General features: G+C 65.3%; 19 protein-coding genes. 14 read left to right on the forward strand and 5 right to left on the reverse strand.

All coding sequences use genetic code 11. The annotated features are described in order from the left end of the window. Positions 1–48: 48 nt before the first annotated feature. Positions 49–1,641, reverse strand: a complete 1,593-nt coding sequence (locus tag P6U30_RS15875; protein WP_407169867.1) for an OprO/OprP family phosphate-selective porin — start codon at positions 1,639–1,641, stop codon at positions 49–51. Positions 1,642–1,948: 307 nt separating this feature from the next. On the opposite strand from P6U30_RS15875, the gene P6U30_RS15880 reads away from it, so the two are divergent. Together P6U30_RS15880 and P6U30_RS15885 are read left to right on the forward strand one after the other, a co-directional pair. Beyond that, positions 1,949–3,361: a DegQ family serine endoprotease gene (locus P6U30_RS15880; protein ID WP_407169868.1), complete on the forward strand. Its 1,413-nt coding sequence runs from the start codon at positions 1,949–1,951 to the stop codon at positions 3,359–3,361. Then, entirely contained in the window at positions 3,358–4,692 is a 1,335-nt protein-coding gene (locus tag P6U30_RS15885; protein ID WP_407169869.1) for a replication-associated recombination protein A, read from the forward strand. The genes P6U30_RS15880 and P6U30_RS15885 overlap by 4 nt, the downstream gene beginning before the upstream one ends. Before the next feature lie 557 nt (positions 4,693–5,249). On the opposite strand, the gene P6U30_RS15890 is transcribed toward P6U30_RS15885, so the two are convergent. Next, positions 5,250–6,188, reverse strand: coding sequence for an alpha/beta hydrolase (locus tag P6U30_RS15890; protein ID WP_407169870.1), 939 nt, complete (start codon positions 6,186–6,188; stop codon positions 5,250–5,252). A 132-nt stretch (positions 6,189–6,320) separates the two neighbouring features. On the opposite strand from P6U30_RS15890, the gene P6U30_RS15895 reads away from it, so the two are divergent. The 3 genes from P6U30_RS15895 (at position 6,321) to P6U30_RS15905 (ending at position 9,317) form a co-directional block, all read left to right on the forward strand. Further along, positions 6,321–7,595 (forward strand): RluA family pseudouridine synthase, encoded by a 1,275-nt coding sequence (locus tag P6U30_RS15895; RefSeq protein WP_407169871.1) that lies wholly within the window; start codon positions 6,321–6,323, stop codon positions 7,593–7,595. Positions 7,596–7,726: 131 nt separating this feature from the next. Beyond that, a complete protein-coding gene (locus P6U30_RS15900; RefSeq protein WP_407169872.1) occupies positions 7,727–8,947 on the forward strand; it encodes an amidohydrolase family protein in 1,221 nt (406 codons plus the stop codon). Between the two features lie 58 nt (positions 8,948–9,005). Next, positions 9,006–9,317: a hypothetical protein gene (locus P6U30_RS15905; RefSeq protein WP_407169873.1), complete on the forward strand. Its 312-nt coding sequence runs from the start codon at positions 9,006–9,008 to the stop codon at positions 9,315–9,317. Positions 9,318–9,486: 169 nt separating this feature from the next. Here P6U30_RS15905 and P6U30_RS15910 read toward each other — a convergent pair whose 3' ends face one another. Further along, positions 9,487–9,696 (reverse strand): hypothetical protein, encoded by a 210-nt coding sequence (locus P6U30_RS15910; RefSeq protein WP_407169874.1) that lies wholly within the window; start codon positions 9,694–9,696, stop codon positions 9,487–9,489. A gap of 403 nt (positions 9,697–10,099) precedes the next feature. On the opposite strand from P6U30_RS15910, the gene glsA reads away from it, so the two are divergent. The 8 genes from glsA to blaOXA all read left to right on the forward strand — a co-directional run bounded on the left by glsA (position 10,100) and on the right by blaOXA (position 18,751). Beyond that, positions 10,100–11,098 carry a glutaminase A gene (gene glsA / locus P6U30_RS15915; RefSeq protein ID WP_407169875.1) on the forward strand — a complete coding sequence of 333 codons (999 nt, stop codon included), beginning with the start codon at positions 10,100–10,102 and terminating at the stop codon, positions 11,096–11,098. Between the two features lie 72 nt (positions 11,099–11,170). After that, complete coding sequence (locus tag P6U30_RS15920) at positions 11,171–12,823, forward strand: MFS transporter (protein WP_407169876.1); 1,653 nt, start codon at positions 11,171–11,173, stop codon at positions 12,821–12,823. 80 nt (positions 12,824–12,903) lie between these two features. Then, positions 12,904–13,467: an HdeD family acid-resistance protein gene (locus P6U30_RS15925; RefSeq protein ID WP_407169877.1), complete on the forward strand. Its 564-nt coding sequence runs from the start codon at positions 12,904–12,906 to the stop codon at positions 13,465–13,467. Positions 13,468–13,581: 114 nt separating this feature from the next. Further along, entirely contained in the window at positions 13,582–14,946 is a 1,365-nt protein-coding gene (locus P6U30_RS15930; protein ID WP_407169878.1) for an amidohydrolase family protein, read from the forward strand. A 212-nt stretch (positions 14,947–15,158) separates the two neighbouring features. Further along, positions 15,159–15,944, forward strand: a complete 786-nt coding sequence (locus P6U30_RS15935; RefSeq protein WP_407169879.1) for an ATP12 family chaperone protein — start codon at positions 15,159–15,161, stop codon at positions 15,942–15,944. A gap of 63 nt (positions 15,945–16,007) precedes the next feature. After that, positions 16,008–17,606, forward strand: a complete 1,599-nt coding sequence (locus P6U30_RS15940; protein WP_407169880.1) for a flagellar hook-length control protein FliK — start codon at positions 16,008–16,010, stop codon at positions 17,604–17,606. Beyond that, positions 17,603–17,866 carry an EscU/YscU/HrcU family type III secretion system export apparatus switch protein gene (locus P6U30_RS15945; RefSeq protein WP_407169881.1) on the forward strand — a complete coding sequence of 88 codons (264 nt, stop codon included), beginning with the start codon at positions 17,603–17,605 and terminating at the stop codon, positions 17,864–17,866. Before P6U30_RS15940 ends, P6U30_RS15945 begins: the two co-directional genes overlap by 4 nt. Before the next feature lie 72 nt (positions 17,867–17,938). Next, the gene (blaOXA, locus tag P6U30_RS15950; protein WP_407170463.1) at positions 17,939–18,751 is read left to right on the forward strand and encodes a class D beta-lactamase; all 813 of its coding nucleotides are present in this window, start codon (positions 17,939–17,941) and stop codon (positions 18,749–18,751) included. Between the two features lie 6 nt (positions 18,752–18,757). Here the strand turns inward: blaOXA and P6U30_RS15955 are convergent, their stop codons facing one another. Both P6U30_RS15955 and P6U30_RS15960 read right to left on the reverse strand, forming a co-directional pair. Continuing rightward, positions 18,758–19,249, reverse strand: a complete 492-nt coding sequence (locus P6U30_RS15955) for a hypothetical protein (protein WP_407169882.1) — start codon at positions 19,247–19,249, stop codon at positions 18,758–18,760. A gap of 102 nt (positions 19,250–19,351) precedes the next feature. Then, positions 19,352–20,707: a PLP-dependent aminotransferase family protein gene (locus tag P6U30_RS15960; RefSeq protein ID WP_407170464.1), complete on the reverse strand. Its 1,356-nt coding sequence runs from the start codon at positions 20,705–20,707 to the stop codon at positions 19,352–19,354. Between the two features lie 369 nt (positions 20,708–21,076). Between P6U30_RS15960 and P6U30_RS15965 the strand changes: the two genes are divergently transcribed. After that, positions 21,077–21,973 (forward strand): DMT family transporter, encoded by an 897-nt coding sequence (locus P6U30_RS15965; RefSeq protein WP_407169883.1) that lies wholly within the window; start codon positions 21,077–21,079, stop codon positions 21,971–21,973. The last annotated feature ends 130 nt before the right edge of the window (positions 21,974–22,103 follow it).

Consider the following 22,103-nt stretch of genomic DNA (forward strand, 5'->3'; position numbering starts at 1 on the left):
GTGCGGCTCCCGGCTTTCGCGACGATGATCGCCAGCGATCACGCCGTGTCAGAACGCGACCTGCGTGCGCATCGCCACGGCGTCGAACTTCGAGCCGACGTCGGCGGGCGAGGTGGGCGATGCTTGCCTGGCGACGTTGCCATGCAGGTAGTCCAGCATGAAGCGGATGTTGCCGTTGACGTACCAGTTCAGCGCGGCGGTGTAGACGGTCTGCCGTCCGCCCGCGATGCCGGTTGCCGATCCGATCTGGTCATTCAGGTCGATCGTGCTGATGCGCCCGGCGATTTCCCAGGCACCCCAGCCGCCGCCGTCGAGCGAGAACGGGTGCGCGGGTTTGACACCGTTATAGGCTGCGGCGGAAGCGTTGTAGGTATGCGTCTCGCCGGTCAGCACGTAGCCGGCTTGCGCGTAGCCGCCCTGGAATTTCAGGCTCGGCGCACCGATCGGCGGCAGGCCGGTGTTTGCGCCACGATCGACATTGAACCAGAAATACTCGCCCTGCAGGATCAGCGGGCCATAGGTCGCGGCTGCTTCGACACTGTAGACCTGCGCCCCCGACGCGTTGGCGATCGCGCCGGTGGTCGCCAGCACGGTCGGATCGATGCGCAGTTCGGGCCGATCGCTGAGCGTGACCGTCTGCGCCTGCGTCACCAGATTCCGCGCCGGCTGGATCAGCCATTCCGCGTCGACGCCGATATGCACCGAGTAGTCGTGGCCGCTGATCGGGTTGCCGGCGATGCGGGCGACTGCGCCATATTGCTCGGTGCTTCCGGCCGGCGAGGTGCTGGACGCGGAGTGGATCGCACCCGTGGTCGGTCCGGTGACATAGCCGCCGATCCAGAGCTGGTCGTTCCACCAGCGGGTGCCGACGGTCGAACGGAAGTCGCCGGCCGCGATGTTGGTCGCGACGACGCCGGCCGAAGCGCGCTCCATGAACAGGATATCGTTGGAGCTCGTGGCTTCGTCGAGCGTGTAGGGCAGGTCCATGATGCCGCCCTCGATCGCCATCTTGCCGCCGAACGGTTTGAGGCCGGTGTAGCTCAGATAGGCGTTCTCGACGCCGGAGACGCCGCCGCCCGGCAACGATCCCGGCGCTGAGCCGCCGAAGCCATCCGAAGAGCCGCCGAAGTCGTAGATCAGTGCGTAATTCCAGTCGCTGAGGAACTTGCCGATGATGCCGATGCGCGCGCGGCGGACATTCTCGCCGCTGTCCAGTTTTTGCGGCGATGTCCCCACGGAATTGGGACGATAGTCGTAGCCTCCGACATCCCAGTGCAAGCGGCTCGTGATCGCGATGCAGTTCTGTTCGTCCGCGGTGCAGATCGTCGGCCGGTTGTTCGGCATCGACACCACGGCGCCGGACGGCGCGGTCGGCCCCTTGACCGGAATGGCCGCATTGGCGTTCGCGACGCTCGATGCCTTTGCATCTGCCGCCTTCGCATGCGCATTCGCGGCGGCCGCCGTCGCCGCGTTCGCGTTGCTCTGCTTCTGCAGCTTGTCGATCTTCTGCTCCAGCATGCGGAGCTGCTGCTTGAGCAGCGCGATCTCCGCATCGCTATTGGCCGTTTCCGAATGTGCCGGCGAGCTGGCGAGGGCTCCCGCCATGCCGAGCGCGATTGCACCCAACCTTGTCGCACCCATCTTACGCTCCCCTGTTGAGATGAAGTCCCCACTCACTGAGCAGAGTCCTAGGAGCGTATCGTGACTGACGCACGACAGCGCCGTCCGGGCTTGCAGTTCCGCTTGTCGTATGTCTGCAACAAGCAGCGCAGTGAGATGACGACAATCATAGGAGCTTGGCGGCCTGCATCAACGTGTCCCGAACCGGTTTTGCACCGTTCGGTTGGGCGACGGACCCCATCGACGAGGCGCCAGATATTGGACCGGATACCCTTCAATTGCCGTACGAACACGCCTATATTCCGGCGTTTTTCCGCAAGAGGTGAGAATGCTCCGATTCATCCGCTTTGCCGCTATCCCCGTCCTGTACGCGCTGGCCTTTACGGCCAGCCTTGGCCCCGCCGGGGCGCAGGAGCGTCGCGTCCCGTCCTCGCAGGCGGAGCTGCAGCTCTCCTACGCGCCGATCGTGCAGCGGGTGCAGCCGGCGGTGGTCAATGTCTACGCGGCCAAGATGGTGCAGAACCGCAATCCGTTCCTCGACGATCCGATCTTCCGCCGCTTCTTCGGCGTGCCGGGCCAGCAGCCCGAGCAGATGCAGCGCTCGCTCGGCTCCGGCGTGATGGTCGATGCCTCGGGTCTCGTCGTCACAAACAATCACGTGATCGAGGGCGCCGACCAGGTGAAGATCTCGCTTGCCGACAAGCGCGAATACGAGGCCGAGATCGTGCTGAAGGACAGCCGCACCGACCTTGCGGTGCTTCGGCTGAAGGACACCAACAAGGAGAAATTCGCGACGCTCGACTTCGCGAATTCCGACCAGTTGCAGGTCGGCGACGTCGTGCTCGCGATCGGCAACCCGTTCGGCGTCGGTCAGACCGTCACGCACGGCATCATCTCCGCGCTGGCGCGCACCCAGGTCGGCATCACGGATTACCAATTCTTCATTCAGACTGATGCCGCGATCAATCCCGGCAATTCAGGCGGTGCGCTGGTCGACATGACCGGCCGGCTCGCCGGCATCAACACCGCCATCTTCTCGCGCTCCGGCGGCTCGCAGGGCATCGGCTTTGCGATTCCCGCCAACATGGTGCGCGTGGTGGTGGCCTCGGCCAAGAGCGGCGGCAAGGCGGTGAAGCGACCGTGGCTCGGCGCGCGCCTGCAGGCGGTGACGCCCGAGATCGCCGAGACGCTGGGGCTCAAGCTGCCGTCCGGCGCGCTCGTCGCCAACGTCGCGCCAAGCAGCCCGGCGGCCAAGGCGGGGCTGAAGCTGTCCGATCTGATCGTCGCGATCGACGGTACGCCCATCGACGATCCCAATGCGTTCGACTATCGCTTCGCGACCCGTCCGCTCGGTGGCACCGCGGAGATCGACGTGCAGCGCGGCGGCAAGCCGGTCAAGCTCACCGTGCCGCTGGAGACCGCGCCCGACACCAACCGCGACGAGATCGTGCTGACCGCGCGCTCGCCGTTCCAGGGTGCCAGGGTCGCCAACATCTCGCCGGCGTTGGCCGATGAGCTGCATCTCGACGCGGGCGCCGAGGGTGTCGTGGTGACCGAACTCGCCGATGACGGTACGGCGGCCAATGTCGGCTTCCAGAAGGGCGATATCATCCTTGCGGTCAACAACCAGAAGATCGCGCGGACCAGCGACCTCGAGAAGGCGTCGAAGACGGGCACGCGGGTCTGGCGGATCACGCTGGTGCGCGCCGGCCAGCAAATCAACGTGACGCTTGGCGGATGAGCCCGAAGCAACCACGCGAGACGTCCAATCTGTTCGCTGCGGCGGGAATGGAGCAGGATGCGCCGCATCCGCTCCCGGACAGGCTGCGGCCGCGGACACTTGCCGATGTCGTCGGCCAGGATCACATCCTCGGTCCCGACGGTGCGTTGACGCGCATGCTGGAGACGCGCACGCTGGGCTCGCTGGTGTTCTGGGGACCGCCCGGCACCGGCAAGACCACTGTGGCGCGGCTGCTCGCTGATGCCACCGAGCTGCATTTCGAGCAGATTTCGGCGGTGTTCTCCGGCGTCGCCGACCTCAAGAAGGTGTTCGACGCCGCGCGCGCCCGCCGCGAGACCGGCAAGGGCACGCTGCTGTTCGTCGATGAGGTGCATCGCTTCAATCGTGCGCAGCAGGATTCCTTCCTGCCCGTGATGGAGGACGGCACGGTGGTGCTGGTCGGTGCCACCACCGAGAATCCATCGTTCGAGCTCAACGCGGCGCTGCTGTCACGCGCGCGCGTGCTGGTGTTTCACTCGCTCGACGCAGCCGCGATCGAAAAACTGTTCGCCAATGCCGAGAAGGTCGAGGGCAGGAAGCTGCCGCTCGATGCCGAGGCGCGCGCCGTGCTGGTGCGGATGGCCGACGGCGACGGCCGCGCATCGCTCACGCTCGCCGAAGAGGTCTGGCGCGCCGCGCGCAAGGGCGAGGTGTTCAACGCCGCGCAGTTGCAGGACATCCTGCAACGCCGTGCGCCGATCTACGACAAGTCGGCCGATGGTCACTACAATCTGATCTCGGCGCTGCACAAGTCGGTGCGCGGCTCCGATCCCGACGCCGCGCTGTATTATCTGGCGCGCATGTTCGATGCCGGCGAGGACCCGCTGTTCCTGGCGCGGCGCGTGGTGCGCATGGCGGTGGAGGATATCGGGCTCGCCGATCCGCAGGCGCTGGTGATCTGCAACGCCGCGAAGGATGCTTATGATTTCCTCGGTTCGCCCGAGGGCGAGCTCGCGATCGCGCAGGCCGTGATCTATCTCGCCACCGCGCCGAAATCGAACGCGGCCTACACCGCGTTCGGGGCTGCGATGCAAACCGCCAAGCAGGGCGGCTCGCTGCTGCCGCCGAGACATATCCTCAACTCGCCGACCAAGCTGATGAAATCTGAGGGCTACGGCTCCGGCTATCAATACGACCACGACATGCCCGATGCCTTCTCCGGCCAGGACTATTTCCCGGAAGCGCTGGGGCGCCAGACCTTCTACGATCCGCCCGATCGCGGCTTCGAGCGCGAGATCCGCAAGCGGCTGGATTACTGGGCGCGGCTCCGGAAAGAGCGGGGCGGCGGCTAGTCTTACTGCGTCACAAGCCCCGTAACCCTCATGGTGAGGAGCGCGGAACGCGCGTCTCGAACCATGAGGCCCCATCTATGGCCTACATCCTTCGAGACGCCCGCTTCGCGGTCTCCTCAGGAGGAGGTACAGCACTTATGACGCAGTAAGACGAGAGCAGGATGAGATGAGGCTGCGGCCGCGAATAAAGGCGGCGCTCCCTTTCCCGCCTGCGGCGCGAAAGCGTCAGTAGCGCAAGCCCGCAAATACCAAATGCGACAGGCCTTGCGGAGAGGACCACTTATGCAATTTCGGAATATTAGAAGAATATCCCTGAGTTGCCCGACGCGTCAAGTTGCTTGGTCGAACGTTGCTTGGTCGAACGCCGGCCGCCGCCGGCTACTTTGCATGGGGTTGTTTTCGACATTTTGGTCGCGCCCGCTGCGACGGCCCCATAAGTTCATGTTACTCCAAAGTGCGATCAGTGTTGGTTGAATCGGGTTCACCTCGTCCCGTTGGGGAGAGGTGAACTGTCGACGCTGTTCCAGCTCAACCTAATCTCATCAGGCTTGGGCGCCTCACTTCCCGTTCTTCACGAATTCCAGCACCTGGTCGGTCAGCCGCGTCTCCGTCGTGTTGATGGAATAGACCTCCGACATGTGGCTGTGTTGCGGCAGCATGAACGTGCGGGCGCAGCCGCTCGGTCGCTTGCAGGTGGCCTGCTTCAACAGCTCGAACTGCTCGACAAAGCGTGGCGGATCGAGCTCGGCCGCAGCGACCATGAATGGGATCGGGCTTGCGACCAGGCCCTGCAACGAGGAGCGCTCGGCGTAACGCGACGGATCGGAGCCGTAATAGGCGAGCTCGGCATCGCCGGCCGGAGACGCCGTCAGATCGTAGATGCCCGACAGCATGATCGCGCCGGCAAGGCCGCCGCCTTTGACCTTGTGGAATTCGGGGTGGGAGACATAGCTCGCGACGTGGACCGCACCGGCCGAGTGGCCCATCAGGAAGATGCGTGAACCATCGCCGCCGCGCTCGCCGATCTTCTCCGAGACCCATTGCACGATCGTCCCCATGTCCTCAGCGCCGGCCGGCCACGGGAAGGCGGGCGCCAGGCGGTAAGTGGCGTTGACGCCGACGAAGCCGTTCTTCACCGCCCACAGCATGATGTTGTCGTAGAACGGACTGCCCGGATTGCGCTTGTTGCCCGTGACGAAGCCGCCGCCGTGGACGAAGATCAGCACTGGCCGCGGCGGCGATGCTGCCTCCGGCGTGAACACATCGAGCAGATGCCGGTCGGCAGGACCGTATTTGACGTCGCGCTCGATTTTGACGCCCTGATAGGGCTCCTTCTGCTGCAGCGGCGCGAAGAGCGCGGCGGTCTTGGGCGGATCGACCACGCGGCCGAGTTCCAGCAGCTTCCAGGCCAGGTCGTCCGGCATCGGGCTCTGGGCCAGCGCCACGCCCGGGATCATCATGGCCGCCGTCGCCAAAGCCGATAGTGTCAGTCTCATCGCAAGGCTTCCCCTCGATTGCCGCATCCGGCCGAACATCGCCGATGTAGCGCTGGATTTACACCGATTTCGCCGTGACGATTCGGGGCATTTGCGCTACGCACAATGCAGGTCTGGAGCCGAAAAATCATCATGAGCCGCCGCATCAAGAGAACGATATCGCCGGGCGATCGCGCCAAGGACCGCAGCAAGGACCGATCCAAGGACCGCGCCAAGGATCGCGGCAAGGATCGGACGATCGGTGGGCCCGGACAGCGCAGCCGCAAGCCGGACGAGCGCAAGGCGAGCGACCGCCCGCCGGCGCACCGCGCGCCGGCCAAGCCGCCGCGCTTTACCGAGCCGCGCCGCGATCGGCAGGAGCAGCCGAAGTCCGCCGTTTCCAGGCCCGCAAAGAGCGAGAGCGAGCTGCCGTTACCAACCAAGGTGCAGACTGTCGCGGTGACGGCGGACGAAAGCGGCATGCGGGTCGACCGCTTCCTCGAGGCGCGGTTTCCGGGCCTGTCGTTCTCGCATATCCAGCGCATCGTCCGCAAAGGCGAGCTCAGGGTCAACGGCAAGCGCGCCGATTCTAAGGACCGGCTGGAGCAGGGGCAGAGTGTGCGCATTCCGCCGTTGCGGCTCGACGCGCCTAAGGCGGCGGGCGTGCTGTCCGAGGCTCAAACCAGGACCTTGCAGGCGCTCAAAGAGATGACCCTCTACGAGGACGACGACGTGCTGGTGCTGAACAAGCCGGCGGGGCTCGCCGTGCAGGGAGGCTCCGGCATGACGCGCCATGTCGACCAGATGCTGGAGGTGATGCGCGATACCAAGGGGCAGAAGCCGCGCCTGGTGCATCGCCTCGACAGGGAAACGTCCGGCTGCCTTCTGGTCGCCAAGACGCGCTTTGCCGCGACACATCTGACTGGCGCTTTCCGTTCGCGCTCCGCGCGCAAGATCTACTGGGCGCTGGTCGCCGGCGTGCCGAAGCCGAAGCAGGGCCGGATCTCGACCTATCTCGCCAAGGAGGAGAGTGAGGAGGACACCATCATGCGGATCGCGGCGCATGGCGACGAGGGCGCCAGTCACGCGGTGACCTACTATGCTGTGGTCGAGACCTCGGCGCAGAAGCTCGCCTGGGTCTCGCTGAAGCCGGTGACCGGCCGGACGCATCAACTGCGCGCGCATATGGCGCATATCGATCACGCGATCGTCGGCGATCCCAAATATTTCAACAAGGAGAACTGGGCGCTGCCCGGCGGTCTGCAGAACCGCCTGCATCTGCTCGCCCGCCGCATCGTGATCCCGCATCCGCGCGGCGGCGTAATCGACGCCACCGCACCGCTGCCGCCGCACATGCAGCAGTCCTGGAATCTGCTCGGGCTCGAGTCCGACCGGTTCGATCCGATCGAGAACGCACCCGAGGAATGATCGGCGCTCGGCACCGGCGTTGAATATGCCTTCGCCGACCGCAACGACGATCAAAGCGGTGTCGGACGTCGCGGCTATCATGCCACGCGCCGGCATCGGCCGGCGTGCGTTCATGATCGAAAGGGTTGCGTATGACCAGGATCTTGCTCCGCATGGCGCTGCTCGCCGGGCTGCTTGGCTCGGCCGCCGTCACGGTAACGGCTCACGCCGAAACGGTCGTGCTCCGCGGCGGCAATCTCTACGCGTCGCCCGACGTGGCTCCATTGCCGGATGCCCTGGTCGTGATGACCGACGGCGTCATCAGCGCGGTCGGCAAGGCGAGCGACATGCCGGTGCCCACGGATGCGCAGGTGATCGATTGCAGCGGCAAGACGATCGTCGCGGGTTTCTGGAACAGTCACGTCCATTTCACGCAAGGCATCTGGCACAACGCCGGCGCCGTGGCCGCGGCGCCATTGACCGAGCATATGCAGGAGATGCTGACGCGATGGGGCTTTACGACGGTATGGGATCTCGGCTCGGATCCGAGGGACACGCTGGCGCTGCGCCGGCGCATTGCCGCGAGTGAAGTCGCTGGCCCCAATATCTTCCTCGTCGGCAGCATCTTCCCGAGGGATGGCCATCCGGCCTATCTGCCGGCGGAGATGCAATTGCCCGAGGCGTCGACGCCGGACGAGGCCACGCAGCTTGCGCGCACCTACATGAACCTCAAGCTCGACGGCCTGAAACTGTTCACCGGTGTCTACAAGGGAAACAAGCCCGTCGTGAACATGGACCCTGCCGTTGCCAAGGCCGCCGTCGATGTGGCGCATGCGCAGGGCAAGCCGGTGTTTGCCCATCCGCAGAACAAGACCGGTGTCGAGACGGTCATCACGGCGGGTGTCGACGTGCTCGCGCACACCGTCCCGAGCGAAAGCGGCTATACCGCGGAGCAGCTCGCGCATTTCAAGGCGCAGGGCGTCGCACTGATTCCGACCCTGTCGCTGTTTACGACTGTCGTCCTCGATCCCGCCATGACGAACCGTTTACTTGCGGCAACCGTCAATCAGCTCAAGCAGTTTTCCGAGAACGGCGGACCGGTTCTGTTTGGCACCGATGTGGGATTCACGACGCTTTATGACACCACGAAGGAATATGAGCTGATGCACCGCGCGCTGTCGGAGCGTCAGATCCTGGCGGCGCTGACGACAAATCCGGCGCAATATTTCAAGGCCGCGAAGAAGGGCCGGGTAGAACAGGGATTCGACGCCGATGTGGTCGTGCTCGACGGTGATCCGCTGAGCGACGTCTACAATCTCGCAAAAGTGGCGTACACGATCCGCGCCGGTCACGTGATCTATCAGAAACCGTGACGGCAGAGCACGCGACCCTTGACTTGAAGCGCCGCCGGAAAATGACCACATTCCGCTTATGAAACGCGTGCTGATCATGACCTGTGCGGCGATCTGGATGGTCGGTGCGTCCGGTGTGCTTGCGCAAACCATTCCGCCGGGCGGCTCGATCTTCAATCCGCCGCCACCGAGGCCTCCGCCGCCGCCCCGGATCGAGGTGCCGGCAATCCCCAAGATGGATGCGCTGCCCACCCGGCCGAGCGTCCGCTCCACTGGCCGCGCATCGTTTGGCGACCGCATGAGCCGATGCATGGACGAGGCCGCGGCCGGCAGCGGCTTGAGCCAGGCCGAGCGCGCTGCCTATGCGAGGTCGTGCGCCAACCTCGATTAGGCGTGAACTGTTGAGCACGCCTTGCCGGCGCAGCCGAGGCATATCCGCATGACGGTTGGCCGCCTGGTCGTGGCCACGTGAATGTGGCGTCATTGCCCGGCAGACCGCGACACCGATACTCCGCGACGACACCAAGCTTACGGCGATTCGAACGAGCGGAAGCGGCGGCCTATCCGAGCGAGCTATCCTGATTACGTCTTACGATCTTGAGCGTGAGCAGGACTGCTCCGACGATAAGGAGCAGCAGGCCGATGACCAGCGTCCCGGTGGATTCGAATGTTGCGCCGACGGCGGTCAGCAAGCAGCCAAGGATGATTGCGACAAGCCCGCCAAGCTTCTTTGCCAGCAGAAGCTGTCCGTCGCTCGCGTGCGCTACCATGATCAACCTCACTCTTTGAGTGACGCGGCCGGCGAGCCCGGTTGCCTGGGCGAGTGACAGGCCCGCATCCGCAGGGTGCAATCGTACACTCGCGCACCCACCATGGAAATCCTTCGTTGTGCGCTCTTTTGATTCAATTGCGCTCCTGACGATTGGGACAATTCTGCTTACCTGGCAGCACGAGGGAACAGGGCGCGGGATTGACACGACGATATTCCCACGCCGACAGGTGGAACCGCGGGATGCGCCATGCACCGCGACGCATTTGTCGCAAAATGCTTCAACGCGCAGGCGCCGCAGCCCGGTGAGCACGGTCGTTGACAGCGTCACGTTTTGAGTGCCTACTTCCGATGCTGATAATGGACTTAAGCCCGCAGAGGTTGAGTCTGGGAAGGAGGAGCCGATGTGGCCGCCTTCGATCGCTGAACAAGCGGAACGGCCTTACATCTCGACGGGGCATCTGCCCGATCCCGAGATGGTGCAGAGGCTGGTGTCCGAAGCCCATCAGCGCTTCAAGTCGAACAACGAGGGCAACAATTCGCAGGTCTATCCGGCCCTCGCGAGAGTGCCGAGCGAGTTGTTCGGCGTCTGCGTGGCCGGGACCAGCGGGCGCATCTATGGCGCCGGCGACATCGACCACGAATTCTCGATCATGAGCGTATCGAAGCCCTTCGTGTTCGCGCTGGTGTGCGAGAGCATCGGCCCAGAAGAGGCTCGCGCACGGCTGGGCGCGAATGCGACGGGGCTCCCGTTCAATTCACTGGCGGCCGTCGAGCAGGGCGGGGGACGCACCAACCCGATGGTCAACGCCGGCGCGATCGCGGCCACAAGCCTCGTGCCTGGCAGCAGCGCGGAAGAGCAATGGCGGTCCATTCACGACGGGCTGTCGCGCTTCGCGGGCCGTAGGCTTCCGCTCAATGAGGAAGTCTATGCGTCGGCATCGAAGACGAATTTCCGCAATCGAAGCATTGCCCGGCTGCTGGAGAGCTATGACCGGATCTACTGCGACGCCAAGCAGGCGACCGATCTCTACACCCGGCAGTGTTCCCTGAATGTGAGCGCCAGGGATCTGGCCGTGATGGGGGCGACGCTGGCCGACGGCGGAGTCAATCCGGTCACCAGGCAGCGCGTGGTCGATGCGGCGGTCTGCCACTATGCGCTGGCGGTCATGGTCACCGCCGGACTGTATGAGACGTCGGGCGACTGGCTGTACGACATCGGCCTGCCGGGAAAGAGCGGCATCGGCGGTGGCATCGTCGCGGTGTCTCCCGGAAAAGGTGGTTTCGGTACCTTCGCGCCGCCGCTGGACGCGGCCGGCAACAGCGTGCGCGGGCAGCTCGCCGCGAAATTCCTGTCGCAACGGCTGGGCATGGACCTGTTCGTGTCTCAGCCGGACGAGTGAGCCAAGTGCTCGAGTGAGCGATCTACCCGTAGCCGAACCGATCGCAAGGCCGAAAGCAGATTGGAGGACGCGATGGCAACGCAAGCAATCTCAATCGGCGACGTTCATCAGGAAGAGCGCGCATCATGGGTGCCGATGGTCGCGATTGCGCTCGGTCAGATGATCATGTCGTTCAACGTTGCGTCGCTTCCAGTCGCCATGGGAGGCATGGTGGCGAGCTTCGGGGTGCCGCCGACCACGGTGGCGACCGGTATCGTGGCCTATTCCATGCTCGTCGCCGGGTTCGTGATGCTGGGCGCGAAGCTCGCGCAAAGGTTCGGGGCGGTGCAGGTCTTTCGCGCCGCCGTCGTGCTGTTCCTGATATCGCAGATCACGATGACGTTCAGCCCCACGGCCGCCGTCATGATTGTCGCGCAAGGGCTTTGCGGCGCCGCGGGGGCCGTCATCGTGCCATCACTTGTTGCCCTGATTGCCGAGAATTATGCCGGGCGCCAGCAGGCGACCGCCCTGGGCGCGCTGGGCTCGGCGCGGGCTGCTGCTGGCGTGCTGGCATTCGTGGTCGGTGGGTTGCTCGGAACCTATATCGGCTGGCGACCCGCGTTCGGAATTCTCATCATCGCCTCGGCGATAGCTTTCGCCCTGAGCTTCCGCTTGCGGGCCGACCGCGGCCGTCCGGATGTTCAGATCGATCTGATCGGTGTTGTTCTCGCCGCGACCGCGATCATTTTTATCAGCTTCGGGTTCAATAATCTGAACGGGTGGGGCGTGCTCGTGGCAACGCCTAACGCGCCGTTCGATCTGCTGGGCGCTTCGCCGGCACCGATCCTGATCGTGCTCGGCATCGTGCTCGGGCAGGCATTCCTGACGTGGACGCATCGCCAGCAGGCCGCGGGGAAGACGCCGCTGCTCGCGCTCGAGGTGATCGACTCGCCGGAGGAGAGATGCGCGGTCTACGCGCTGTTCGCCGTCGTGGCGCTCGAAGCCGCACTGAATTTCACCGTGCCGCTGTACATCCAGATCGTGCAGGGACGTTCACCGATTGCGACCGCGATTGCGATGATGCCCTTCAATCTGACCGTCTTTGTCGCGGCGATGCTGATCGTCAATGTCTATGACAAATTGACACCGCGCCAGATCGGACGCTTCGGCTTTGGCCTCTGCACCATCGCGCTGTTGTGGCTTGCGTTCGTCGTCCGCAACGATTGGAGCGAGATCCCCGTTCTGCTGGGGCTGGTGCTGTTCGGCATTGGTCAGGGCTCGCTGGTGACGTTGCTGTTCAATGTTCTGGTCACCGCCTCGCCCAAGGAGCTTGCCGGGGACGTCGGGTCATTGCGCGGGACCACGCAGAATCTGGCGGCTGCGGTCGGTACCGCGGTTGCAGGAGCTCTTCTTGTCGGGCTCTTGAGCACGATCGCACTCGGCAAGATCGCGGCGAGCCCGGTGCTGACCAAGGAGCTCCAGAGCCAGGTCGATCTCGGCAATATCACCTTCGTCAGCAACGACCGGTTGCGCAGCGTGCTGGAAGGTACGACCGGAACGCCGCAGCAGGTCGAGGAAGCCGTTCGGGTCAACACCGAGGCGCGGCTGCGCGCGTTGAAGATTGGACTGCTGATCATGGCCGGGCTTGCGCTGCTTGCGGTTATTCCCGCCGGGCGGCTGCCGAACTACCGGCCGGGAGAGATACCGGGCGATGAAGCAGCAAACGAGGGCGAGCGATCGGGCTGATCAGGTGGAGGGCTCCGCCGGGCAACGATTCCCTGGACATGGCGAAGCACGGCATGGCCGCTCGAGATCGGGAGACCAACATGACAACTTATGAGAACAGCTCCAATATGCTCCGCGGCCTGCCCACACCGCCACTCTGGGTGTGTGTTCTGCTCGGTATCGTCATGGTGCTTGCGGGCCTTGTCGTCCTGGGAGACGTCGCGCTGTTCACCGTGATCAGCGCGATCTTTATCGGCTGGACGGCCATCGTCGCCGGCGCCTTCGAGATCCTGCACGCCTTCTGGACGAAGGGGTGGGGCGGCTTCGTATGGCAACTTGTGCTCGGAGCCCTCTATCTTGCATTCGGAATCGTCCTGCTGAGCCAGCCGGTGACGAGTGCGCTGATCCTGACTTACGTGCTTGGTCTGTTGCTCTTGCTGTCCGGGATCGTGCGCCTGCTGGTCGGCATCGGGCATTGGCAGCAGTCCGGCTGGATCATGGTGGCGTCCGGCGTCTTCGGCGTTTTGGCGGGGCTCATCATCCTGACCGGATTTCCGGCCACCGGACTGTGGGTGCTCGGGTTGCTGCTCGGGATCGACCTGCTGTCACACGGCATCGGATGGCTGACCTATGCCTTGCAGCCTGCCGCCAGAACCGCCGGTTAGGTACTCGATCCATCAGCGAGCGGCAGAACGCTCACGCAGCAGCAGAAAATCAGATCGGTCCTGTGTGCACAGCGAGACCTATGTCGAACCCGGCGCGCCTGGCGGAGAGTGGACATGTCAGCTTCGAGAACGTCAGGCTTCAGGATCACTGCGCTGATCGCGTCGATTGGGCTAGGCCTCCTGACTTCGCTGCCGGGGCAGGCTGAACAGGACTCCGGGATCCTGTTCCAGAACGTCCGCATCTTCGATGGGAAGCATGGTGCGCTCTCCGCTCCGTCCAACGTGCTGGTCCGGAACCACAAGATCGAGACGATTTCGACTGACGCGATTACGACCGATGCGCAAGTGATTGCCGGCGATGGACGGGTGCTGATGCCGGGTCTGATCGACGCGCATTGGCATGCGATGCTGGTGCGTCCGACGCCGGCGGCCGCGATCTCAGACGACGTCGGCTACATGAACCTGCTCGCGGCGGCGGAGGCCACGGCCACGCTCATGCGGGGCTTCACCACCGTTCGCGACATGGGCGGACCGAGCTTTGGGCTCAAGCGGGCAATCGACGAGGACCTCGTCGCAGGACCTCGCATCTACCCATCCGGTGCCATCATCACCATCACCGGCGGACATGGCGACTTCCGCCAGCTTTCCGAACTGCCGAGGACGATCGGTGGCATGCTCAGCCGCATGGAGAGAATAGGCGGCAGCATGGTCGCGGACAGCCCGGACGAGGTCCGCGTGCGTGCCCGCGAGCAGCTCATGCAAGGCGCCTCGCAGGTCAAGCTCACCGCCGGCGGTGGAGTCGCATCGCCATTCAGCCCGCTCGACGTATCGACGTTCACTGAAGCTGAGCTACATGCCGCGGTGGAAGCGGCCGAGAATTGGGGGACCTATGTCGCTGTCCACGCGTATACGCCGGTTGCGATCCAGCGATCGATCGCCGCGGGTGTGAAATGTATCGAACACGGTCACCTGATGGACGATGCGACAGCGCGCATGATGGCTGAGAAGGGAATATGGCTGAGCACCCAACCCTTCGTCGATCTGGCCGGCGCCAGTGCCCTCGGGCCTGCGGAGCAGGACAAGATGCGACAGGTCGTAGCGGGCACCGACAGGGTCTACGGCTTTGCGAAGAAGTACAAACTGAAGACGGCATTCGGGACCGACGTCCTGTTCTCGAAAGCGCTGGCCGATCGCCAGGGAGCCATGCTGACCACCCTTACGCGATGGTATACGCCGGCCGAAGCGCTCATCATGGCGACTTCGGAGAATGCCGAATTGCTCGATATGTCGGGACCTCGAAATCCGTATCCGGGCAGGCTGGGCGTGGTGGAGGAAGGTGCGCTGGCCGATCTTCTGTTGGTCGATGGCAATCCAATCGACAACATCAAGCTTGTGGAGGACCCGGCAAAGAATTTCCTGGTCATCATGAAGGACGGAAAGGTCTACAAGAATCTTCTCGTCGGCGACCGGAGCCGATAGCCCATGACGAGGCAGCGGGCCGCGTGCCCGCGGGATCGCGCGTTGCGGATCCACGATTCCAGCGAACGGAACCGGCGTCGGCCGCGGCCGCGCGAGCCCAAACGACGAATTCAAGGCCTGCGAGGATTTTGGCGCATCCCATCAGCTTTATTTGCCGGCGTCCCTGACATATCTTGCAGGCAAATCCCTCGGAACCAAAGCCGGCCGGCGCGATGCGCGAACTCTTTGACGAAGTTGCAGGACAATCCCAGTTCGATCCGCAGGAGGCGGTGCGGCGTCATACCCGTGCGCCCCAGCGTAAACGCTTCTATGAGAGCGCCGGTGTCGCGGAGGCCGACGGCGGATTTTCAGTTGCGCTCGACGGCCGGCCGATCCGCTCGCCCTCGGGCAAGCCGATCGTCGTGCCGACGCGTGCGATCGCCGACACGGTCGCGGCCGAGTGGAATGCGCAGGGCGAGACCATCGATCCCCTGACCATGCCGCTGACGCGCTTTGCCAACAGCGTCGTCGAGGGAGTGATCGATCGCGTCGACGAGGTGTCCGAAGACGCCGCGAAATTTCTCGGCAGCGACATGCTGTTCTATCGTGCCGGTCATCCCGAGGCATTGGTGGCGCGCGAAGCTGCGCATTGGGACCCGGTCATGTTCTGGGCCGCCGACACGCTCGGTGCCCATTTCATCCTCGCCGAGGGGATCATGCATGTCGGCCAGCCCGCCGCCGCGATCGCGGCGGCGCGGAGTGCCTTTCCGGCTGATCCATGGTCGGTCGCCGCGGTTCATGTGGTGACGACGCTGACCGGCTCGGCGCTATTGGCGTTGGCGCTGGCGCATGGCTTTCGCGACGAGGACCAGGTCTGGGCCGCCGCGCATGTCGACGAGGACTGGAACATCGAGAAGTGGGGCATCGATGAGGAGGTCGCCGCGCGGCGCGCAGCCCGGCTGGTCGATTTCAAGGCCGCGGCGAGTATTCTCCAAGCGCTGAGGCCGGCCGGCGGTTAACGAGTGGTTTAGGGCGCTCGGCTAGCCTGCCGCACGATCTTACCGGCCGGCCGAGACCCCGACATGGCAACCACCATCAACCCCGTGCTGCCGGTGCCCGTGCCCCAGGCTGCGGGGAGCGTTGCGCCGGACCTCACCCTGCAAGCGGGCAATGTGGTCAACGCTCAGGTGCTGAAGGTGCTGTCCGCCGATCTGGTGCGGATCGCGATCGCGAGCCTGTCGATCGACGTGCAGTCCGAAGTGCCGCTGCAGCAGGGCCAAACCCTGCAGCTTGCCGTCTTGAACACGCAGGACGGCGTTCGCCTGCAAGTGATCGGATCGGGTGAGGAGGCAGTCGGCGCATCGGTCGATGCGGCGAAGCTGTCGCCGGCCGTGGCGGCCGACGTTGGCACCACATCGCAGCCGAATGCTACACCGCCCCGGACCGTGCTGACGCCGCTCGAGCGTGTCGCCGTCACGGCAGCCGTGCAGAGCGCTGCGACGGCGCAGAACAGCCAGGGCCCGCTGTTTGCCAATCTGGCCGCAATCGCATCGGCCAATCTGCCGCCGAAGCTGCAAGCGGCGATCGCGCAGGTATTGGCGCAACAGACGAGCCTCGACGACAATCTCAGCGGCGACGCGGTCAAGGCCGCGTTCCAGAAATCCGGCGTGCTGTTCGAGGCCTCACTGGCCTTGGGCGCGGCGCCGCCCACAGGTCACGTGCCCGACCTCAAGGCCGCCCTGATCGTGCTGCGCCAGACCTTGCAATCGTCGCTTGGATCCAGCGATGCTGCCCGCGCGCCCTCCGCGCCGGTGGCTCAGGAGGCGCCGCTGTCGAACCTTGGATCAGCGCCAGACCTGGTGCCGCCGGCCGCGCCCGACTTCGACGTGCAGGAGATCCTGTTGCCGCAGGCGCGCGTGCCGGTCGCGGAGGATCTCGCACCTGGCGGTGCGCGCCTTGTCGGTGCGCTTGCCGACGCGCTCGACGCCGGTCCGTCACCAGGTGGCGCGCTCAATCTGCTTCAGGAGGCCCTGCATGAGCTCGATGGTCCGGCCCGGCCTGGCGCTGGTCCACCGGACATGCAAACCGGCGACATCGCGCGCACCAACACACCGCCGCCGCCGTTCCGCGGCGGGCTGCCGGCGGCGCAGGCCGTGGCCGCGCCATCGATCGCGCCAGACGCGCCGCTTGCGACCGTTGCGCACCGCTTGATGGAAAACACCGATGCCGCACTTGCGCGGCAGACGCTGCTGCAGGTCGCGTCGCTGCCGGACCGGGGCGACGCCCTGCGCGCGCAGATCGATGCGATAACGCCGCGCTGGAATTTCGAAATCCCGTTCCTGACCCCGCAGGGCACGGCGATGGCGCAGTTCGAGATTTCCCGCGATGGCGGCAGCGAGGCCGCCGAGGCGGCCAGGCGGGTGTGGCGGGCGCGCTTCACGCTCGACGTCGAGCCGGCGGGGCCGGTGCACGCGCTGGTCTCCCTGAGCGGCGAGCGTACATCGGTGCGAATGTGGGCGGAACGGCCGTCAACCGTGGCGCGGTTGCGCGACGGCGCCGCCGAGTTGAGCCAGGCACTCGCCAGGGCCGAGCTCACGCCCGGCGAGATCGAGATCCGCGACGGCGTGCCGCCGCAAGCAGCACCCGCGCGCGCCGGCCATTTCCTGGATCGGGCGCTATGAGCGACGTCAAGTCCCAGCTCGCGGTCGCCCTGCATTACGATCACTCCGGCGCGCCCCGCGTCGTCGCCAAGGGCAGGGGCACGATCGGCGCCAAGATCATCGAGGTCGCGAAGGCCCATGACATCCCGATCGAGGAGAACGAGGTGCTGGCCGGCGCACTCTCCAATGTCGAACTCGGCGACGAGATTCCGGCTGAGCTCTACAAGGCGGTCGCCGAGGTGCTGATCTTCGTGCTGCGTCTGTCGGGCCGGGTGAGATAAGCCCATTGCCATCCTTTGACCACGATGGCATCAACCATCGTGGTCAGCGTCAAGAACTGTTCAGGGCCCGCCGTGATCAATCGCCGCCATGCGCTCGGTCTCCTCGCCGCAGCTAGCACGCTGCCATCGCGCAGCTTCGCCAACGTGTCCTACCAGCGCAGCGAGTTTCGCGAGGATCTCGCGCGGCGGTTCTTCGATCTCGGCACCGTCGGCACGTTCGTCGGCTACAAGGTCGAGGACTACCTGATCATCGCGAGCGACAAGAACCGGTCGGGCGAGGGCAAGCTGCCGGCCTCGACCTTCAAGATCCCGAACTCGCTGATCGCGCTCGAGACCGGCGTGGTGCAGGACCCCGACAAGGACGTGTTCAAGTGGGACGGCGTGACCCGCAGCATCGCCGCCTGGAACAAGGATCACACGCTGCGCTCGGCGATCGCGGTGTCGGCATTCCCGGTCTATCAGGAGATCGCGCGCCGGATCGGTGAGGAGCGCATGAAGACATATGTCGACATGCTCGACTATGGCAATCGCGACATCGGCGGCGGCATCGACCAGTTCTGGGTGTCCGGCAATTTGCGGATCGATCCGATCCAGCAGGTCGATTTCGTCGACCGGCTGCGCCGCGGCGTGCTTCCGGTGTCCAAGCGCAGTCAGGAGCTGGTGCGCGACATTCTCCCGGTGACCAAGGTCGGCGATGCCGTGATCCGCGCCAAGACCGGGTTGACCGACAAGGCGCACGGCTCGCTCGGCTGGTTGGTCGGCTGGGTCGAGAAGGGCGATGCGGTGACGGTGTTCGCGATGAACATGGACTGCAAGACGCAGGCGCAGATCGACGCGCGAATGAGCGTGACGCAGCAATGCCTCACCGATATCGTCGCGATCTGACGGGCCCTAGTGCCGCGTGAGCGAGAGTGAAACCGCTCTTATGCTGCTGTTCGGCTCTGGTCGGATCGACACGGATTGTCTGCTGCCGCGTGTCGTCAGCGACAGATTGGCGGAGAAATTATTACCGCGTGCGGCAGCTTCGACGTGATCGCCGGCTGCGCGTCCCGAAATGGTTCCGGATGCATTGCGGCTCGCTTCGGTCCATTGGCCGGAGATTGCGCCGCCACGATATTCAACCTCGCTGGCCAGATCGAAATTATAGCTCTCGCTGGCGCATCTGAGCGACAAGCGAAGCTCGGCGCCGGCCCCGGCGACGTTGTAGTTCGCCCGGCAGCGCAGCCGTTCTTGCATGCCATCCGACGTGGTCAGGACGCCGCCGCCGGACCATGAGCCGGCCATGGCAAGGAAGGGCGAGGCGGGTGCGGCTTGCGGGGACGGGGCGGACACGCACATTGACAGCAGCACCAGGCTGGCCCCGGCGAGTGTGGATCGAGACATCTTTGGCCTCCTCTGACGATGGATGCCCATCAACGCAGCAGGGTTCCAAAGGTTCTCAGCGGCCGCGCCGATGTAGGTTCCGCGACGACCGCCGAGGGCGAATTAGCGCCGGATCGCTCGCTGCAGCGCCGCCATCACCTTCGGGTCGCGGCATTGTGCGACGTTGAAGCGCATGAAGGCGGCGGCCGATTGCGAGGCGCTGAACACATTGCCCGGCGCGAGCACGACATTGTCTGCCAGCGCCGCGCGCGCCACGTCGGCGGAGTCGCAGCCTGCGGGCAGGCGGCACCACAGATAGAAGCCGCCGCGCGGCATCAGCCATGGCGCAATGCCAAGCCGCTGCAGCCTGTCGCCGACGTCGCGGCGGGCGCGCGCCAACCGTCGCCGCAGCTCCTCGACATGCTTGCGATAGAAGCCGCTGGCGAGCACGCTTCCGATGATCTCGGTGGCGACCGCGCTCGGGCCGCCGAAGCCGGTGGCGACTTGCAGATCGACCAGGTCCTCGATCCAGTCGGCGCGCGCGGCGATATAGCCGCAGCGCACCGAGGCCGACAGCGTCTTGGAGAAACTGCCGATCCGGATCACGCGGTTGAGCCCATCAAGCGCAGCCAGCCGCGCCGACGGTTCAGGCTCGAAATCGGCGAAGATGTCGTCCTCGACGATCGTCAGGTCGTAGGTCGCGGCGGCGTTCAACAGCCGGTGCGCGGTCTGCGGCGACAGCGTCGCGCCGGTCGGGTTATGCAGCGCCGAGTTGGTAACATAGAGGCGCGGCCGCTCGGCGGCGACGACTGCCTCGAAGCGCGCGACATCAGGACCCGACGGCGTGTAAGGCACGCTGACGATTTTGACTTGATGCGCGCGGAGCAGGGCACGGAAGTTGAAGTAGCAGGGATCGTCGACCAGCACGGTATCGCCCGGGCGCAGCAGGAAGCGGCAGATCAGATCGATCGCCTGCGTGCCGGAGGCGGTCAGCAGCAATTGCTCGGCCGGCAGCTCCAGTCCTTCGTCGGCGAAGCGGGCCATCAGGATCCGGCGCAGCGTGAGCGAGCCGCGGGTGGCGCCGTAGTCCGAGAGCGCGGCGTCCTCGGCCCGCGCCAGACTGCGCAGGGCGCGGCGCAGTGCCTCTATCGGCATCCAGTCGGCCGGCAGCCAGCCGCAGCCCGGCTTCAGCGTGGCGCCGTCGCTATCGAGCGACTGCCGCGACACCCAGAACGGATCGACGGCGCGGTCGCGCTGCGGCTGGTCCTTCGCCAGCGCCAGCGGCGGCAGCGCGGTGGCCGAGACGTAAAAGCCGGACCCGGGCCTCGCCCGGATCAGGCCCTCGGCGACCAGCCGGTCATATGCTTCGACCACGGTGGAGGGCGACACGCCCATGCTCGCCGCGAAGCTCCTGATCGAGGGCAGTCGATCGTCGGCGACCAGCGCACGGCTCGCCACTCTGGCGCGGATCGCATTCATCACGTCGGCGGTCCGCGTCGCCTTGCTGCGGTCGAACGGTTGCTGCAAGTGTATGCCTACCTTCACCCATACAGTTTGGCAGTATTGTACTGATCTGTAAGTGCCTTGGCCAGCCCGCGGTGGTTATGTTCGCCGCAAAGAGCAGGATGAGATTCGATTGAACCGGTCCAGCGGCACACTCGCTGCACCTCTCCCGCTTGCGGGGGAGGTCGCATTGCATCGGAGATGCAATGCGGGTGGGGGCTCTTTCCATCACGAAGAGCGTTCCTTGTGGAGATACCCCCACCCCAACCCTCCCCCGCAAGCGGGAGAGGGGGCGCCGCGTGCTCGTGGTTCGACCTATCTCACCCGCGCGGAAAGCGAGGTGCGATGACCGATTCGAGAGTGGTGTCGGGCGAGGCGATGAGCAGGGTGTCGCTCGACGGCTGGGGCAGCGGCATGCTCGGCGTAATCATCTTCAGCGGCTCGCTGCCGGCGACGCGGGTTGCGGTCGCCGGCTTTTCGCCGCTGTTCCTCACCGCGGCGCGCGCCCTGATCGCGGCGGTGCTGGGGGCGGCACTGCTCGCGGTGCTGCGGCAGTCGTGGCCGAAGCGTGAGGATCTGGTGTCGCTCACGATCACCGCGCTTGGGGTCGTGCTCGGCTTTCCGCTGCTGACAGCGCTCGCGCTTCAGCACATCACCTCGGCGCATTCGATCGTCTTCATCGGCCTGCTGCCGCTGTCGACCGCGATCTTCGGCGTGCTGCGCGGCGGCGAGCGGCCGAAGCCGCTGTTCTGGCTGTTCTCCTGCCTCGGCAGCGCCACTGTGGCGGCATTCGCGATCTCGAACGGCGGAGCCGCCTCGCTGACCGGGGACCTTTTGATGGTCGCCGCCATCATCGTCTGCGGTCTCGGCTACGCCGAAGGCGCGACGCTGTCGCGCCGGCTCGGCGGCTGGCAGGTGATCTCGTGGGCGCTGGTGCTCTCGGCGCCGCCGGTGCTCGTGTTGACGATCGCAACGCTGCCTTCGAGCTGGGACGGCATCGGCGTTCCGGCCTGGCTCGGGCTCGCCTATGTCTCTGTCTTCAGCATGCTGGTCGGCTTCGTATTCTGGTATCGTGGGCTTGCGCTCGGCGGCATCGCCAGCGTCGGCCAGTTGCAACTGCTGCAACCGTTCTTCGGCCTCGCGCTGGCCGGCTTGCTGCTGCACGAAGAGGTGCCGTGGACGATGATCGCGGCGACCGCGCTGGTCGTCGCCTGTGTCGTGTTCGCGCGAAGGTTCGCGTGACTTGCTCACCTCTCCCGCTTGTGGGTGGGGGCTCTTTCCATACGAAGGATCTCTCTTCGTGGAGACACCCCCACCCCAACCCTCCCCCGCAAGCGGGAGAGGGAGCTCACCGCCTTTTGTGACTACCAAT

The sequence above is a fragment of the Bradyrhizobium sp. ORS 111 genome (assembly GCF_045571485.1).
In the GTDB taxonomy this organism is placed as follows: Bacteria; Pseudomonadota; Alphaproteobacteria; order Rhizobiales; family Xanthobacteraceae; genus Bradyrhizobium.